General features: G+C 55.0%; 15 protein-coding genes and 1 pseudogene. 2 read left to right on the top strand and 14 right to left on the bottom strand.

Going from position 1 to position 16,464, the window contains the following annotated elements; all coding sequences use genetic code 11:
* Nucleotides 1-79: 79 nt before the first annotated feature.
* The 4 genes from argA to ACN0UH_RS05160 form a co-directional block, all read right to left on the bottom strand.
* A complete protein-coding gene (gene argA / locus ACN0UH_RS05175) occupies nucleotides 80-1,378 on the bottom strand; it encodes an amino-acid N-acetyltransferase (protein ID WP_339513973.1) in 1,299 nt (432 codons plus the stop codon).
* 166 nt (nucleotides 1,379-1,544) lie between these two features.
* Nucleotides 1,545-2,711 carry an acetylornithine deacetylase gene (gene argE, locus ACN0UH_RS05170; RefSeq protein ID WP_417661042.1) on the bottom strand — a complete coding sequence of 389 codons (1,167 nt, stop codon included), beginning with the start codon at nucleotides 2,709-2,711 and terminating at the stop codon, nucleotides 1,545-1,547.
* Between the two features lie 240 nt (nucleotides 2,712-2,951).
* The gene (locus tag ACN0UH_RS05165; protein WP_417661041.1) at nucleotides 2,952-4,220 is read right to left on the bottom strand and encodes an inorganic phosphate transporter; all 1,269 of its coding nucleotides are present in this window, start codon (nucleotides 4,218-4,220) and stop codon (nucleotides 2,952-2,954) included.
* Between the two features lie 38 nt (nucleotides 4,221-4,258).
* Nucleotides 4,259-4,936 (bottom strand): TIGR00153 family protein, encoded by a 678-nt coding sequence (locus ACN0UH_RS05160; RefSeq protein WP_417661040.1) that lies wholly within the window; start codon nucleotides 4,934-4,936, stop codon nucleotides 4,259-4,261.
* Nucleotides 4,937-5,046: 110 nt separating this feature from the next.
* On the opposite strand from ACN0UH_RS05160, the gene ACN0UH_RS05155 reads away from it, so the two are divergent.
* Complete coding sequence (locus tag ACN0UH_RS05155) at nucleotides 5,047-6,411, top strand: inorganic triphosphatase (protein ID WP_417661039.1); 1,365 nt, start codon at nucleotides 5,047-5,049, stop codon at nucleotides 6,409-6,411.
* A 110-nt stretch (nucleotides 6,412-6,521) separates the two neighbouring features.
* On the opposite strand, the gene ACN0UH_RS05150 is transcribed toward ACN0UH_RS05155, so the two are convergent.
* The 3 genes from ACN0UH_RS05150 to ACN0UH_RS05140 all read right to left on the bottom strand — a co-directional run bounded on the left by ACN0UH_RS05150 (nucleotide 6,522) and on the right by ACN0UH_RS05140 (nucleotide 10,165).
* A complete protein-coding gene (locus ACN0UH_RS05150) occupies nucleotides 6,522-7,538 on the bottom strand; it encodes a CNNM domain-containing protein (protein WP_417661038.1) in 1,017 nt (338 codons plus the stop codon).
* Nucleotides 7,535-8,911 (bottom strand): hemolysin family protein, encoded by a 1,377-nt coding sequence (locus tag ACN0UH_RS05145; RefSeq protein WP_417661037.1) that lies wholly within the window; start codon nucleotides 8,909-8,911, stop codon nucleotides 7,535-7,537. The genes ACN0UH_RS05150 and ACN0UH_RS05145 overlap by 4 nt, the downstream gene beginning before the upstream one ends.
* A gap of 360 nt (nucleotides 8,912-9,271) precedes the next feature.
* Entirely contained in the window at nucleotides 9,272-10,165 is an 894-nt protein-coding gene (locus ACN0UH_RS05140) for a LysR family transcriptional regulator (RefSeq protein ID WP_417661036.1), read from the bottom strand.
* 94 nt (nucleotides 10,166-10,259) lie between these two features.
* Between ACN0UH_RS05140 and ACN0UH_RS05135 the strand changes: the two genes are divergently transcribed.
* Entirely contained in the window at nucleotides 10,260-11,426 is a 1,167-nt protein-coding gene (locus ACN0UH_RS05135) for an MFS transporter (RefSeq protein WP_417661035.1), read from the top strand.
* 218 nt (nucleotides 11,427-11,644) lie between these two features.
* On the opposite strand, the gene ACN0UH_RS05130 is transcribed toward ACN0UH_RS05135, so the two are convergent.
* The 7 genes and pseudogenes from ACN0UH_RS05130 to ACN0UH_RS05100 form a co-directional block, all read right to left on the bottom strand.
* Nucleotides 11,645-12,514, bottom strand: coding sequence for a toll/interleukin-1 receptor domain-containing protein (locus ACN0UH_RS05130; protein WP_417661034.1), 870 nt, complete (start codon nucleotides 12,512-12,514; stop codon nucleotides 11,645-11,647).
* Between the two features lie 85 nt (nucleotides 12,515-12,599).
* On the bottom strand, nucleotides 12,600-13,088 hold the full coding sequence (locus ACN0UH_RS05125; RefSeq protein ID WP_417661033.1) for a hypothetical protein: 489 nt from the start codon (nucleotides 13,086-13,088) through the stop codon (nucleotides 12,600-12,602).
* A gap of 85 nt (nucleotides 13,089-13,173) precedes the next feature.
* The gene (locus ACN0UH_RS05120) at nucleotides 13,174-13,560 is read right to left on the bottom strand and encodes a hypothetical protein (RefSeq protein WP_417661032.1); all 387 of its coding nucleotides are present in this window, start codon (nucleotides 13,558-13,560) and stop codon (nucleotides 13,174-13,176) included.
* Between the two features lie 86 nt (nucleotides 13,561-13,646).
* Nucleotides 13,647-14,018 (bottom strand): hypothetical protein, encoded by a 372-nt coding sequence (locus ACN0UH_RS05115; protein ID WP_417661031.1) that lies wholly within the window; start codon nucleotides 14,016-14,018, stop codon nucleotides 13,647-13,649.
* A 604-nt stretch (nucleotides 14,019-14,622) separates the two neighbouring features.
* Nucleotides 14,623-14,955: an Imm45 family immunity protein gene (imm45, locus tag ACN0UH_RS05110; RefSeq protein ID WP_417661030.1), complete on the bottom strand. Its 333-nt coding sequence runs from the start codon at nucleotides 14,953-14,955 to the stop codon at nucleotides 14,623-14,625.
* Nucleotides 14,956-15,207: 252 nt separating this feature from the next.
* A pseudogene (locus ACN0UH_RS05105) lies at nucleotides 15,208-15,453 on the bottom strand (LysR substrate-binding domain-containing protein); the annotation flags it as partial.
* Nucleotides 15,454-15,551: 98 nt separating this feature from the next.
* Complete coding sequence (locus ACN0UH_RS05100) at nucleotides 15,552-16,316, bottom strand: AraC family transcriptional regulator (protein ID WP_417661029.1); 765 nt, start codon at nucleotides 16,314-16,316, stop codon at nucleotides 15,552-15,554.
* Nucleotides 16,317-16,464 lie beyond the last annotated feature (148 nt).

Raw genomic sequence — 16,464 nt, 5'->3', positions numbered from 1 at the left:
GCTGCGCGTTGCCCACCCTACACGCATGGGTGGATGACGCTTTATCCATCCACCACTCCAACCGCTAACCAACACAGCCTCACAGCGGTTTTTCAAACACCTTGGAATTGCGCTGGAAGTTATACAGCGACGCCCTTGCCGCTGGCAGACGCTCGACACCGCTAGGGCTGAAGCCACGCTCGCGGAACCAGTGGGCGGTTCGTGTGGTGAGCACCATCAGGTTTTTCAGACCCAGGGCCCGCGCCCGCTCTTCAATGCGCTCAAGCAGCTCGTCACCGCGACCGCCGTGGCGATAGGCTGGATTGACCGCCAGGCACGCCAGCTCGCCGTAATCGGAATCCGCAATGGGATACAGCGCGGCGCAGGCGATGATCAGCCCTTCGCGCTCAACGATACTGAACTGCTCGATTTCACGCTCAAGTACTTCACGCGAGCGCCGCACCAGAATGCCCTGATCCTCCAGCGGGCTGATCAGCTCGATCAAGCCACCGACATCTTCAATGGTCGCCTCACGGATCGACTCAAACTGCTCTTGCGCAACCAAGGTGCCGTTGCCTGTACGGGTGAACAGCTCATTGAGCAGCGCACCGTCTTCGATATAACTGACAATATGGGTGCGCCGCACACCGTCGCGGCAGGCCTGGGCGGCCGCATCGAGCAACTCCGCCTGATAATTACTGCCAAGGCGCTGCACATAGGCCGGTACCTGCTGCGGCAACAGTTCACGCACCAGCTTGCCGTTCTCATCGAGCAAGCCTTGTTCCGGGCTGTACAGGATCAGCTTGTCGGCTGACAGATCAATAGCTGCGCGCGTGGCAACGTCTTCACAGGCCAGGTTGAAGATCTCGCCAGTCGGTGAATAGCCCAGCGACGAGAGCAGGACAATGCTGCGCTCATCCAGCAAGCGACCAATACCTTTGCGGTCGATACGCCGAACCTCGCCGGTGTGGTGATAGTCCACGCCATCGACTACGCCAATCGGCCGCGCTGTAACGAAGTTACCGCTGGCAATGCGCAAGCGAGCGCCTTGCATCGGCGAGGCAGCCATGTCCATCGACAGGCGCGCCTCGATGGCAATGCGCAGCTGGCCCACAGCATCAATCACGCATTCCAGCGTCGGGCTGTCGGTGATGCGCAGGTCGCGATGAAAATGCGGCGTCAGCCCACGTGCGTTGAGCCGCGCTTCAATTTGCGGGCGCGAACCGTGGACCAGCACCAGGCGCACGCCCAAGCTGTGCAACAGCACCAAGTCGTGAACGATATTGCCGAAATTTGCATGGGCAACGCCGTCGCCGGGCAGCATCACAACGAATGTGCAGTCCCGGTGGGCGTTGATATAAGGCGAAGCGTGACGCAACCAATTGACGTAATCGTGCATTCCCTAAAACCTGTGAGTCGAGTACATGACGCAGAACACGGCGCGCTATAAAGTTTGCGGCGCCAGACAGATGAAAAAGCAAAGCCTTGCCGTTTTATCGTCGCAGTTGAGACTTCGTCACGCGTACGCTCCTCCTAAACAGGTTCAACAGCAGCAACTCGGTTTCCTAGGGCTTCGGTTGCTCGCTGGATGGGTTAAGACAATAGCTTTTAATCAACTCACGTAACAGACGTACTGTCGGCTCAATACGTGACATTTCCAAGAACTCACCCGGCTGGTGAGCGCAATCAATATCACCTGGGCCCAACACCAGCGTCTCACAGCCAAGCTGTTGAAGATAAGGGGCTTCTGTACCAAACGCTACTGCTGCGGCTTGATGCCCGGTTAGTTGTTCGGCCAAGCGTACCAGTTCGGCATCAGCCGATTGTTCGAATGGCGGCACACTGGGGAATAACGGCGCGTAATCAATTTTGACCTGATGCTGCTCGGCTAACGGTTTTAGCCGTTGCTTGATTGCCGCGCGCAACGCTTCCGGCTGCATGCCGGGCAGCGGCCGCAGGTCGAATTCCAGCGAGCATTGCCCGCATATGCGGTTGGGGTTATCGCCGCCGTGGATGCAGCCCAGGTTGAGCGTGGGCTGCGGCACAGTGAATTGCGGGTTGCGGTACTCGGCTTGCCACTGTTTGCGCAGTTGTTGCAGCTCGCCCATCACCGCCTGCATGGCTTCAAGAGCGCTGTGGCCCAGGCTTGGGTCGGATGAGTGACCGCTCTGGCCGAGGATATCAATGCGCTCCATCATGATGCCTTTGTGCATGCGAATCGGCTTCAAGCCTGTCGGCTCCCCAATTACAGCGGCGCGCCCAAGCGGTCGACCCGCATCGGCCAGGGCACGGGCTCCCGACATCGAGCTCTCTTCATCGCAGGTGGCCAAGATCAACAAAGGCTGCTTGAACGGCTGATCGAGCAAGGGCTGCACAGCCTCGATGATCAGCGCAAAAAAACCTTTCATGTCGCACGTGCCAAGCCCCAGCCAACGGCCATCGATTTCTGTCAGTTTCAGCGGGTCGGTCTGCCACAGAGCTGCGTCAAACGGTACGGTGTCGCTGTGTCCAGCCAGCACCAAGCCGCCTGGGCCAGAACCGTAGCTGGCGAGCAGATTAAATTTACCGGGGGTGATTTCCTGCGTCTCACAGGTAAAGCCAAGGCTTTCCAGCCAACTCGACAACAACTCGATCACCGGCCTATTGGTCTGATCCCAATGGGCTTGGGTGCAGCTCACCGACGGCGCAGCAATCAGCGCGGCGAATTGCTCTTTAAAGCTGGGTAGTTTCATGGCCAGTCTCCGCTTGCGAGCCCCATCATAGGGGCAAGGCTAACCGAGATGAAACCACCGAGTTGATTTCACCGCACAAGCCAAGGCTTATGCGGCAAAAAAGACCAGCCCACGAACCACCGTTATATGGCTAATCCCGTTTGAACAATGGTGGACAAGCTTCGCGTTGTCGCACCCTACGGGCCATACGGTTTTTTATCAGCCATTAACCCGGGTTAGCGGATTAATGGCTGGGTCCTATCAAGCCCCGCCGAAAATAGCGCGCAGGATGTAGAAGAAGAAAATCGACAACGCAGCACCAACCGGCAGCGTGATCAACCACGACATGAAGATCTTGCCGATCACGCCCAGGTTCAATGCGCCAATGCCCCGGGCAATACCAACGCCCAGTACCGCACCGACCAAGGTATGCGTGGTTGATACCGGCAAGCCTATCGCCGAAGCCCCCACCACAGTAGTCGCAGTCGCCAACTCAGCGGCAAAGCCACGGCTTGGCGTCAGTTCGGTGATTTCCTTACCGATGGTGGCAATAACTTTGTAGCCGTAGGTCGCCAGACCAATCACGATACCCACCGCGCCCAGCAGCAGCACCCAGCTTGGCAGAGCCGCTTTGGCACCGACCATTTCGCCACCGGAGTTAATCACACCAACAACTGCCGCCAGCGGGCCAACGGCGTTTGCAACGTCGTTGGAGCCGTGGGCGAACGCCATCGAACAGGCGGTGAAAATCATCAATACCGCAAACACTTTTTCAACGCTGGCGAAGTGGAAGTCTTTATCGGCTTCAACGTCAACTTTGATCCGGCTGAGCAAGATGATGCCCAAGATCATTACCACCGCGCCGACAGCGACCGAAAGCATAAAGCCTTCACCCGCGGTAAGGTCCAGGCCGATGTGCTTGAGACCTTTGGTCATGGTCATGATCGAGACCATAAATCCGGTGGCGAACATATACAGCGGTACAAAGCGCTTGGCGTTGGCAAAGGGTTCATCAGTGTCGATGATCAGCTTCTGTACGCTCATGAACACGCCGAATGCGACCACACCTGACAACACCGGAGAAATCACCCAGCTCGCCACAATAGGCATCACGCCAGACCAATGCACCGCATCAAAGGACACACCTACTGCGGCAAAACCAATAACCGCGCCGACGATCGAGTGCGTCGTCGAAACCGGCCAGCCCTTGGTCGAGGCCACCAACAGCCAGGTTCCAGCTGCCAACAATGCCGACATCATCCCGAGCACCATCAACCCGGGGCTGATCATCGAGGCATCGACGATCCCACTTTTGATGGTTTCAGTAACCTGTCCACCGGCCAGATAAGCGCCCGCGAACTCGAAAATCATGGCGATGAAAATCGCTTGTTTAATGGTCAGGGCACGTGAGCCAACCGAGGTCCCCATGGCATTGGCAACATCGTTCGCACCAACGCCCCATGCCATGAAAAAACCGAAAAGGCAGGCAAGGACAAGTAGCACGAAGCCGTAGTCCGCAATCAAAGACATAAATTAATTTCCGTCATTCCTAGAAAGAGTACTAACGCTTAGCGCGCCAGCAGTTGTTCCAGTCGGTTACCTACACGTTCAGCGCGGTCGGCTACATCGCCGAGCCATTCGATGACCTTGTATAGAAACATCACATCGACCGCAGGAAGATCCTTTTCCAGTTTGAACAGCGCACGACGAACAGACACTTGCATGACGTCTGTTTCGCGCTCAATTTCTTCAAGTTCCATGACCATCGACTCAACCAGCGTCGCCTCGCGACCACCGAAACCGGCCTCAAGCAACGAATCGAGTTCTTTCATCGCTTTGAGCGCTTGAGCACTGGCATCAACACAGCGCTGCACATAAGTACGCATCTCGGGCTGCAGCGATGTGGCAATGGTCATACGCCGGCCAAGCATCAAGCCTGCAATGTCCTTGGCCCGGTTAGCGATTTTGTCCTGTACACTGAGCAGTTCAAGCAGATCCGAACGGGGCACCGGCAGGAACAAGTTTTTTGGCAAGTGCAAGCGCACGCTCTTTTTGAGCTTGTCGGCTTCGTTTTCAAGCCGCGCCATTTCCTGTTGTACCTGTTCTACCTTGTCCCAGTCTTCAGCCATAACGGCTTCGAAAAAAGGCACAAGGTTCGCCGCGCATTCGTGGGCTTTGGCGATATGTTGCTGCATAGGGCCGATGGGTGAACGACCGAACAGGCTTACAAACGGATTGATTGGCATAGGGTGGACCCCTGATTAAAGAAGGCGGCAAGTATACGGATCACACCTTATGCTCGCCAGCACGGTCATCGGACTGTCATAAATTTATACTAGGCGTAAAACGCACCATCATGCTCAAAGAAACAGAAATTAAGTTACGCGTCAGCCGCGAAACCCTGGAAGCCCTGCGGGCTCACCCCTTGCTGAAAAAGCGCAGTAAAGCAGGCTGGGAGCAGCACGAGCTATTAAATCAATATTTTGATACCCCTGATCGTGATCTGGCTCAAGCCAAAGTCGCTTTGCGCCTGCGCCGCGATGGTGAAACATTTATTCAAACACTGAAGACCCGCGGCCAAAGTATAGCCGGCCTCTCAGAGCGCAATGAGTGGGACTGGCACCTGCCCAAAGCCAAGCTTGATGTTAAGAAGCTCGATGACAGCTGCTGGCCAGCGGCTCTGGCTGAACTCGACAAAAAACAGCTGAAACCCATATTCACCACTGACTTTACTCGCCAGAAAGCCGATATCGCCTGGGGCCGGGGCAAAAGCAAAGTGGTGATCGAGGCCGCTCTGGACCTCGGCAAAGTGATTGCCGACGGTAAAGAAGAAGAAATTTGCGAGCTGGAACTCGAACTACGCCAAGGCGAGCCAGAGGCACTGCTCGAACTGGCAGCCGAACTGGCAGCAGACCTGCCCTTGATGCCCTGCGACATCAGCAAAGCCGAGCGCGGCTATCGTTTATTCGATGCCAGCAGCTACTCGCTGAGCTTGCCCGCCCCTGAGCTCAACGGCGAAATGAGCCTTGATGATGCCTTTAGTGCGATTGCCTGGCACCTGCTCGCCAGCAGCCAGCGTCTGGCTGAGCAATATCGCTTCAACGGTCATTGGCGCTTGCTCAACGACTGGTTTGAACAACTGGTTGACCTGCGCGCCCTGCTCGGCAGCCTGGGCCAAGCGGCGCCACGCTCAAGCAGCAGCGACCTGCGCCAGATACTCGACAGCTTGCTAAACGACTGGCGTCCACGCCTACACGCGGGCCAGTGGGATGAAGCCGCACGCGCAAGTGCCCCGGCGCAGTTTGTCGAGGAACTCAACAACACACGTTGGGGGCAACTGTCGCTGAACCTGTCGCGCTGGTTACTCGCGCGTAGCTGGACCGTTGAACGCAACAACCGCGGTAATCGCCAAGGCGCGGCGCCACTGGCCAACTGGCTGCCAACCTTGATCGCCGAAGAAGGCGCAAGCCTGCAACTCAAGCGCTATCAACAGCAACCAGAAGACCTTGCAGAGCAGTTGCCCCGCATCGAACGCCTGCTGGCATGGTTGCGTCTGGCGCGCAGCACCCTTGAGGTGGCCGAGGTTGATCGCCTGTATGGCGAAATGATCAAACTCAGTGAATTGGCCCATCGGGACATAGACGAAGAATGCCTGAGCGCACGCAAAGCCCAGGCAATTGCCGTTGCCAGCCTCAAATCCTGGCGCCAACTGGTTAAATAAGCGGCGCCCACTGCAACACTTACAAGCCGCGCCTGCAACGGGCGCGGCGGCGAATTAAGCGACAACCCTCCCGCCCAATCCGACTGGACAAAGTGTTTTAACCGCCCTGACTATGAGTTAGAGGCAACCGGAAGCACTCGTTTTAGAATGTCGGCCAGCGTTACAACACCGAGCAAGCGCCCCTCTCTCACGATCAAAGCAAGCTGAACACTCGACTTGCGCATGCGAGTCAGCGCTTCATAGACGGGGGTTTTCGCGTCGAGCACAAAAGCTTCCCGCGCAAGCTCATGCGCCGGTCGAGCCGCCGACTCAAGCAAGGTGTCGCGTACGTGAACCACCGACGGCTGGATTCCCTCTGCGCCCAACACCAGAATACGAAGATGCCCAGACTCAATGGCCGCAGTGCGAACATCCGCCACCGTCGCACCCCGAGTAACATGAACCAGTGCCTCACCCTCGACTATCAGAACTTCGACTGGCAACGAGCCAAGGTCGATCAAACCTGAAATCTGCTGCTGCAACTGAGGCTTCAGCGTGCCGACCTTCGCCGAATGCTCAACAAGCTGTCGGATGGTTTCAATATCCTGACCGCCAACAGCGGCGCTTTCGACTGGTTCAACACCCGAGGCCTTCACTAGGCGGTTGGCGATTCGATTCACCCAGCTCAGCAGCGAGCGCAGCGGCCAGATATAGATACGCGAGACCATGCCAATGGCAAGAGCGGATCTTTCAGGGTGTGCAATGGCCCAGGACTTGGGTGCCATCTCGCCGACAACTAGGTGCAGGAACGTCACCAGGAAAAGCGCGAGTCCAAACGCTGCACCGCCAGCAGCCCAATCGGGCAACCCCCACGCCGTGAACACTGGGCCGAGCCAAAAATCGACTGCAGGTTTGGTTACTGCACCCAGGGCGAAAGTACAAAGCGTGATGCCTAACTGAGCACCAGCAAGCATCAAGGTCAAATCATTCATACCGCGCAATGCGGCCCGAGCGGACGGGCTATTGACAGCCAACTCTTCAAGGCGATGTCGGCGAGCGCCGAGCAAAGCGAACTCAATAACGACGAATAAGGCACTCAGGGCGATGAGCGCGACTGTAGCTATCGTGACTACCAGCGGATCATTCATTGGTCTTCCTCCGCCATAGGCACCTTGAGCAGCCGTACGCGAACTTCAGTCGGAACGTGTCGCTCAATGCGCAGCACATCGACTTCAAGTAGATACCTCACGGGTTCGTCGGAAACTAATTGGGCGGGGTCAATAGGCAGCTCAATAGTGACGGTGTCACCTTCAACTGGCAGTGCGCCAAGCTCTGCGATAAGCATACCGGCTACAGTTTCGACATCACCATGAGGCAGGTCGTGACCGATGACGCGCCTGACCTCGTCGAGGTGAACATCACCTTCAATGGCCCAGGTGTCGTCACCCTCAGACACGATTGCTTCACCGACGTCAGCATCATGCTCATCGGTGATCTCTCCGACGATTTCCATGGCGAGATCTTCAATTGTTAGCACCCCAGCGAAACCGCCGTACTCATCAATGACGCAGGCCAACTGATTAGTTGTTTGAACCAACTGATCAAGAGCATCTGGCAGCAGCATCAGCGTCGGCAGCACCTTGGCAGGCCTCATCAACGATGCAACAGTCTCGCTACTTTGCCCCAAGTCGAGACGTGCAAGCACGTCGGCGAGGTGTACTACGCCCACAGGTGCATCATCGTCATCAATCACTGGATAACGGGAGTGGGCACGCGCCATTAGCCCTCGCAGCTCTTCGAGCGTCGTATCAGGCTCGACCCAGTCAACTTGTGACCTGGGCACCATCGCGTGTTCAACGTTGCGTTGCGGGAAGTCGAGGATGCGATCCATCATGAGCGAAAGCTCACGCGGCAGATCACCACTGTCGCGCGAGTCAGCGATTATATGAGGTAGATCGGTAGCCGATGCGCTCACGTCAAGGTCATGAATAGGCTCGATACGCAGCAACTTCAAAAGCAGGTTGGCAGACTTGTCGAAGAAACTGATTAGCCAGCCGAAGGCCGACATATAAAAGAGTGTCGAGCGGGCAAGCCCGAGCGACAGTGGCTCAGGGTTCGCAATAGCAAGGTTTTTCGGATAAAGCTCGCCCACGATCATCTGAATGATCGTGGCGACCACCAAAGCCAGCCCTGTGCCGACGGCCACTCTCGCTTCAGCCGGAATGCCCGCCCCTCCAAGCAAAACGCCCAGCGATTCGCCAACCAAAGGCTCTGTGACATAACCAACCAGCAGTCCGGTGACGGTAATGCCTAGCTGGGCCCCCGAGAGCATGAAGCTTGTGCGCTGCGTAACAGCCAGTGCGCGCTTGGCCGACGCGTTACCAGCAGCTGCCAATGCTGCGAGCCTGGTGCGGTCGACGGCCATGTATGCAAATTCTTGCGCAACGAAGTAACCGTTCACGGCAATAATCGCCAGAATGACCAGGACACCAAGAATAAGGGTAAGAATAGGTTCGATCATTTGATCGCTGGCCCCTGTTCAGGAAAGAAGCAGAGAGCGGGTGTAACGGGGCTGGGGTCCACGAAGGGTTCCGTGCGAATAAGGGATAAAAATAATACTGGCGATTGCCGCCCACCGTCCAGTGAGAGAGTTTGTCCGTTTGTAAGCGTCGGTGATGGGTCGCAAACTGGCCTATCACCAAAAGCCTTCGACCAATCTTGGCCATTTACGACGTGCAGACTAGACGTCAATGCCATGGCTTCCGACTATTGCAGTCAAGCACATCACCGCATTGATAGCGCGCCCAACGATGCGTTGGCCACTACTTGCTTCATGCGAACAGCACCATGAGTCCCTACAAGGACCGGGTAACGCCAGCGCTTACATCCGATGATGTTCCAGCAAGAAATCCACAAACAACCGCACCCGAGCCGGCATTGTTGAGCCGCCTACGAACACCGCATGTATGGGTTCCTTGTCGCCGGGGTTCCAAGCCTCAAGCAGCGGTATCAGGTCACCGCGCTGCAGATCCTCGCTCACGCTGAACTCGCCGATACGCGCAATGCCGGCACCAACTCGCGCGAATTGTGCCAACGCTTCACCACTGCTGCATTCGATATTGCCGCTGACCTTCAAGGAAAACTCTCTTGCGTCGCGGATGAACGGCCAGTTGGGTTCGGCCCGCCGGAAGTTGAAGCGCAGGCAGTTGTGCAGCAGCAGGTCTTCCGGTTCTTGGGGAATACCGTTGCGCTGCAGATACTCGGGCGATGCCACCACCACCTGGCCGCTGTCGCCGATCCGGCGCGCGGTCAGCGGGCTATCAGGCAAATGACCAAAGCGAACCGCCACGTCGGCCTGGCCACCAAGAATGTCGACCACTTCGTCGCCGAGGGTGAGATCGACGACGATCTTCGGGTAGCGGGCGCTGAATGCTGCCACCAAGGGGACGATGGCCTGCCGCCCATGGCCAAGGGCAGCGCTGACCCGCAATCGTCCTTTTGGTACGCCCTGGTCGGCAATGGCTTCTTCGACCTCCGCCATGTCGGCCAAGATGCGTCGGGCGCCGCGCAGAAAAGCCTCGCCCTCGGCGGTGAAGGTGATTGCTCGGGTAGTGCGCAACAGTAACCGGGTGCCAAGACGCTGTTCGGTACGCGCGATGATCCGACTGACCGCCGAGGGTGTCAGCCCCAATGCACGCGCAGCGGCCGACAGGCTGCCTTCCTGCGCCACGGTGACGAACACATCCATTTCACCTGACCTGCCGTTGAAGTCCATTTGTGCTCCTCACGCAAAGGTGATTGCCAGAAATGCTATCTACCGCCTGAAATAACCAGATCGTAGCATTAGCGGCATAGATAAGGAGCCTTCCATGCGTATCAATCCACCACTTGTTGCACTCGCTATTGGTGCCTTTGGCATCGGCGTTACCGAGTTCGCTCCCATGGGCATGTTGCCGGGTATCGCTGCGGACCTCGGCGTTTCCATTCCCGCTGCAGGTCTGTTGGTCAGTGCTTATGCCTTGGGCGTACTGCTCGGCGCGCCGCTGATGACCCTGACCACCGGCAGGATTCCCCGGCGTTATCTGCTGATCGGACTCATGGCGATTTTCACCCTGGGTAACCTAATGTCAGCCTTGGCTACCGATTACTACAGCCTCATGGTCGCCAGAGTGGTGACCTCACTGAACCACGGTGCGTTCTTTGGCGTTGGCTCCATCGTCGCCGCCAGCGTAGTCGCCCCGGAAAAACGTGCCGGGGCGGTTGCGGCAATGTTTATGGGCCTCACCCTAGCCACCATCGGCGGTGTGCCGCTGGCTGCTTGGTTTGGCGAACTGTTCGGTTGGCGCACCGCATTCTGGGGTATTACCGGCCTCGGCGTGGTGGCAATGACCGCATTGTGGTTCGCCCTGCCCAACCTGCCAACGCCGCAAAGCGTCGGTGTACTGGCTGAAATCCGGGTACTGGGCCGTGGTCCGGTGCTGGGGGCGTTGGCCCTCACCGTAGTCGGTTCGAGTGCAATGTTTACCGTATTCACCTACATCGCGCCGATCCTCAGCAGCGAGACCCACGCGTCTACCGCCTTCATCACAGCCATGCTGGTGTTGTACGGCGTGGGCCTGACCCTAGGCAATATGTGGGGCGGCAAAGCCGCAGATAGTTCTATCGACCGCACCCTGATTGTTTCGCTGAGCGTACTGATTCTCGTCTTGCTGGCGTTCACTGTATTGATGCGCTGGCCGCTGCCGGCCGCCGTTGCCATCCTGATCTGGGGCATCGCCAGTTTCGCCCTGGTGCCGCCACTACAAATGCGCGTCATGGAAGCTGCCAAGGACGCACCCAATCTGGCCTCGGCGGTGAACATCGGTGCCTTCAACTTCGGCAACGCGATTGGTGCGGCGCTGGGCGGAGCGGTGATCAACGCCGGGCTGGGTTATCCAGCGATATCCTTAGCCGGAGCGGCAATGGCGAGTCTGGGGCTGTTGATGGTATTGGCTTTTGCCTGGCGATCCAGATCAATTTCAGCAGCGGTAGCGTGACGGTGATATAGGCAGGCTGTTAGTCGCCGTTGAGGAGTAACGGCTAGCGGTCATCTAGCGACTACGGCACCAGGGGAGACTCACACGCCACCATGCCATTTAACGCCCGGCTCACCAGTGCCCAAACCGGAGAGCTTTTTGTGGTAAATTAAGCGCAGCAAAAACCACAAAAAGAGTGTAGGGTTGGGCGTCTGCGTGGAGCCGTTTGTTAGGCATTTTTACATGTTGTAGTATTTGGTTCCAAAGCTTACAGTTAAAGGCGCCCCCTCATAAGAGCACATTACGGTGACTTTCATTCTTCTTTTATGATCATAGTATGTGTGACAGTGGTTTTTTTTACGGTTTAGCTCCAGCTCATGAACTCCTATGCTCAGAGCTCCCAATAATGGCTCACTATCAAATTCTGTATTTTGTGAGTGTGGACCAGTTTTTAATAGGTCCACATCTATGAAGCTAACAAAATTTCCTTCGCCCCATAACACCATTTTGCAATGCTCATTTTCTACAATAATATTTCTAGCGCTGTTTGCTTTCTCACCAACTACCCCCTCAACATCCGCAATACTCATACCCAAATATTGAAACGGTCTATGGAAAGGGGCGGAAACTATCGGCAACCCTTTGAAAACCGCAGCATCCAATGAGTCTCCGAGATTCTTATTTGATTTCTCAGCAATCACATTAGAGTTAAATGCAACTCCCATGCTATTGATTAGACTCTTCAATTGTTCATTATAACTGTCTGGGTTGGTAAAATTTCCATAGAGTTTTCCCACGAGAAAACTTGGTGGCTCAACCATAGATAGGACTACAGGAAGAATCTTTATCTTTCCTTGAATTTGGTAATTCATAGCAACATCAAGCTCATTCACTACCCATGGTGCTTCCACTGAATTTTCAGAAAGAATTACAGCAAAATAGTCCACACTATCAATTCCTTCCCTGATTTTCTGGACTAAAGAATCACCGATTTTCATTTCTGCTTCATCTATCCAGACTTTGATACCGTGAGCGTCTATATCTCTAGCGAGCTTTCTAACGAAGTCTTTGTCTTTATGATTGTGACTTAGGAATACGCTTGTTCGCATGATTTTTTCCTTGCTGCCTAACGTTTGGTTAAGGGGCGGGCTTTAGCCCGTCCCAGCGAACGAAGTGAGCGATTTGAACCACTAGTTAGAAGCACGATACGCCGACCTCTACAGCCTTGGGATGATATTCAAAGCCGTTTTCGTCAAGCGCATTGAAAATATCCAAGCTACCACCGCCTGTGAAATGAATTAGTAAGCGCGTCCAAATTTCTATTTCGCTGCCACCCACTGTCATTGCTCCTTGTGCTAAAGAAACTGACTCAACGGTACGCCCAATAGCAGCGTCTAGATGGATATTTCCGCTATCGATCCAGCGCACTGTGCTCCCACAAAGTGAAAAAGGCAGAACACGATCAACCTCTATAGCGAGCTCATCAAACTTTTGCCATGAGATAGAAAGCTCACCTGAACCAATTGATAAAAATACTGGTAGGTCATTCCACTCGCTCCAAGCGGCGGTTTCCTCACACCAAATTTGCGCTAACTCATAGCCTACAATTTCTTTGCCAATCAACTCGGAAAATTGGTGGTGAACTAAGTCTGTTTTTTCTTTAAGGCTGGCGCAATATTTCATGTGCTTCTAACGCTCGCAGCACAGGCCGAAACCTGCGCAGCGGTTGAGGTCCAGGCCACACAGTGGCCGATTGTGACTGCGTTTGTTAGGCATTATTCACCAACGGATTAACTAGATCAAATGATGCTTCTGATAAAACTTCGCCTGAAATTGCTCCCAATATAGCCATTTCGAAACGTTCCTTAAATTCATAAAGCTGCTCTGAGTTAATATTACTTATCTCGAATACATCGTTTTTATTGAAGTGGGCTGATATCAAATTGAGAACTCTTTGCTGAAGATACAAAAGCATATATGCCAGCTCTCTTTCAACAGGTAAATAGGTGTTCTGATGTTTAGCAATTTCCAGCAAATCAAGATGAAGTGCCCAAAAAGACTTTGAGTTCCACTCACCGTATTCGGTAAGTCGCTCATAAAAAGAGCCTTCCCATCTCGTGTTTCCCGGAATATTTCTCTTTAGTTCGGAGTGCATCACTTCTTCCTGAAATACCTAACGCCTGGTTAAGGGGCGGGCTTTAGCCCGTCCCAGTGAGCGCAGCGAAAGGTTTGAACCATTTGTTAGGCTGCTGCCAGCGCAAGTGAAATATTATGTGCGGCCACTGTGACAACGCCAAAGTCTCCGATAATACGGTACTCACCCCGCCCAGTTTGAGCCAAGCCGTCAATGGTGCCGTAATCAACGCTGCCGTCAGGGTCTGTGGTGTAAACGACGGACTCCTGTGGCAAAAGCCCGCGAACCGAAGAAACGTTAGAGAACTCAATGATGCCCGGCTTATAGCAGGCCCACTCGCCTGCGGCCGGCACTGAAGCGTCTGGGTGGGACTGCAACAGACTTGCTAGAACCTGGAAGGTAAGAATGTCGGCGTCCTGATGCCAGGAAAGGACGAACGTATCTTCCAGCAGAATGTTGTCAAACACCTTGATGCTCATGTGCGGCCTAACGATTAAGCTAAGGGGCCGGCTTCGCCGGTCCCTGCGAACGAAGTGAGCGCTTTGAGCGCATTGTTAGAGGGCTCCTGCACGATATAGCTCTACCTCATATTGCTTAATTTCGAATGTATATGGGCCAACGCCTGAAATTGGCCTTGGATCTTCATAGCCATTTTCATATGCAAAGTCTCGCCAGACGTAGGTGCCACCAGCACGCTCAACGAAAGCACTGTAAGCACCGCAGCCAATATCCCCGCACTCTGGGCAAACGTATAAAAGGACTCTTCCTGACTCTGAGTCTGGAGATGTCACACACGTGAGCCGCTCCACTGCTTGAACGTTTTGCTTCGGGAAACCGCGTACTAAGCAACCCATAAAGTCATCGTGACCGCCATCAATTTTTACGATGTTTGTAAGTAGAGATGTGCCGTTAATGAGGAAATCAACCGATAACCGCTCTTGCGCAGTAGTTGCTCCGGTATCAGTGCCTAGTCTCACCAGGAATTTGTGTGATAGAACATCCACTGCCGTGATCTCTAACGTTTGATTAAGGAGCCGGCTTTAGCCGGTCCCAGCGAGCGGAGCGAGCGATTTGAACCACTAGTTAGGTTTTCACACCGTGGCCCGGTGGATAGCAGTTCACGTAACTGACGGTTTCAACTTCGCACTCGGGATAAATCCAAGTTTGCCAATTCTTCTTTAGCCAAGCCACTGACACTGTGCCAGCCTCATGTTTCGCTTCGGCTGGAAACACCAACTCAGTTTCCCCGGCATGATGGCCAGATGAACATATCAGCTTATAAAAGGTTGGTGAATCATGTTCTTCGATAATCATAAAGTCGACGATTTGCTCAAATGGAGCTTTTGCCGGGAAGCGGAATACCACACCTCTTCCAAAAGATTTTTTCTTGCAATTTGCAAGTGGGCGCCAATTCATCTTGTAACTTAACAGTTGAGTGGACTGACAGCTTTATGATTGCATATTAGTGACTTCTGCATAACAACACCTCGCCCGACCGATTCAATACGTAAATTTTCTGTATAAAACAGTTGGTTATATTCTTGCTGTTGCATACGGCCTGTATTCGCTTGACTTCTTCTTTTTGTGCAATCAATAGCACTGCACAAACATACAGTATGGATGCGATATTAGGGCGAATCACTACAGCATTCGCCCAGTTGCTGTCGTTTAACAGGAAAACCGCTCAGCCAGGTTCTGCGATTCGAAGTGCTCGACGAGACAGTCCACAAAGGCGCGAGTTTTCGCCGGAAGCAATTTATGCGCGGAGAAGTACACCGCGATATGCCCCGTATCCACATACCAATTGGGCAGCACCCGCAACAGGCTGCCTTGGTCCAGATAAGACAGGGCGTGCGGTAAGCTGACTAGGGCGATACCCAACCCCATTTCCGCTGTGCGGCAGGCCGCATCCGCGGTCGGTCATAGTGATGCGTGCCGACTTTTCGACAGTCAACGTCACTTTCATCCCGTTGGAATTGATCTAGCTAATACCCAGAGTCTCTGCTCTCTATTCAGCTGTAGAAGCTCGAAGGCGGAACACCGAACTGCCGGCGAAAAGCCGCAGCGAAGGCGCTTTGGCTGTCATAACCGTGCTGCAGGGCTACTTGCAGCACCGGCAACCCTTCAGCAAGGGCCTCCAGCGAGAGCAGCAGGCGCGCTTGTTGGCGCCAGCGGCCAAAGGTGATGCCGGTGCTGCGAAGAAAGCGCCGGTGGAAGGTCTTTGGGCTCATAGCCAGTTGTTGCGCCCAGTGCTCGGCGCCACCTTCCTGCGCCGGGTTGTGCTCCAGAGCGCGACAGACCCGGGCGATGCGTTCATCGTCCGGCCAAGGCAAGTGGAAGGGCAACTCCGGCAAGCTGCGAAGTTCGTCCAGCAGGAAACGCATCAGGCGACCATCCCGGCTGTCTGCGCAGTACTGCACTGGTACCTGGGTAGCGGCCTGGATGAGTTCGCGCAGCAGTGGCGATACATCGATCACGCAGTTGCCCACGGGCAGGCCGTCGATGGCGTCGGGGTTGACAAACAAGCTGCGCATGAACGCTGTACCGCGCATGCGCAGGGAGTGCTCGACGCCGGCCTGCAGCCAGACGCCACGGGTTGGCGGTATGACCCACCGCCCCACTGGGGTCTCCACCACCAACACCCCGGAGATGGCATAGATCAACTGCGCGCGCGGATGGCTGTGGGCGGGCACTTGATGGCCACTGGGGTAGTCGACTGCGACGCCAGTGACCGGCATGGCCAGGGATTCGTAGGGCAAATAGCTGTGGTCGACCATGGGCGGATCCAGGGTATACGGCTGGCTAGCTTAGCCGCAGAAATGACCATTTGGCGATAACGATGGACCATTTGCCGTAAATACCCAGGCGCACGGCTTCCTATACTCGGCACATGTCTCTACGGAACCCCGCCATGAACGCTCGGCC

Origin of the sequence: Pseudomonas sp., from assembly GCF_048265905.1 — a bacterium.
GTDB lineage: Bacteria > Pseudomonadota > Gammaproteobacteria > Pseudomonadales > Pseudomonadaceae > Aquipseudomonas.
Note: the sequence above shows the minus strand (reverse complement) of the source record. Positions and strands in the feature narration are given on the sequence as shown.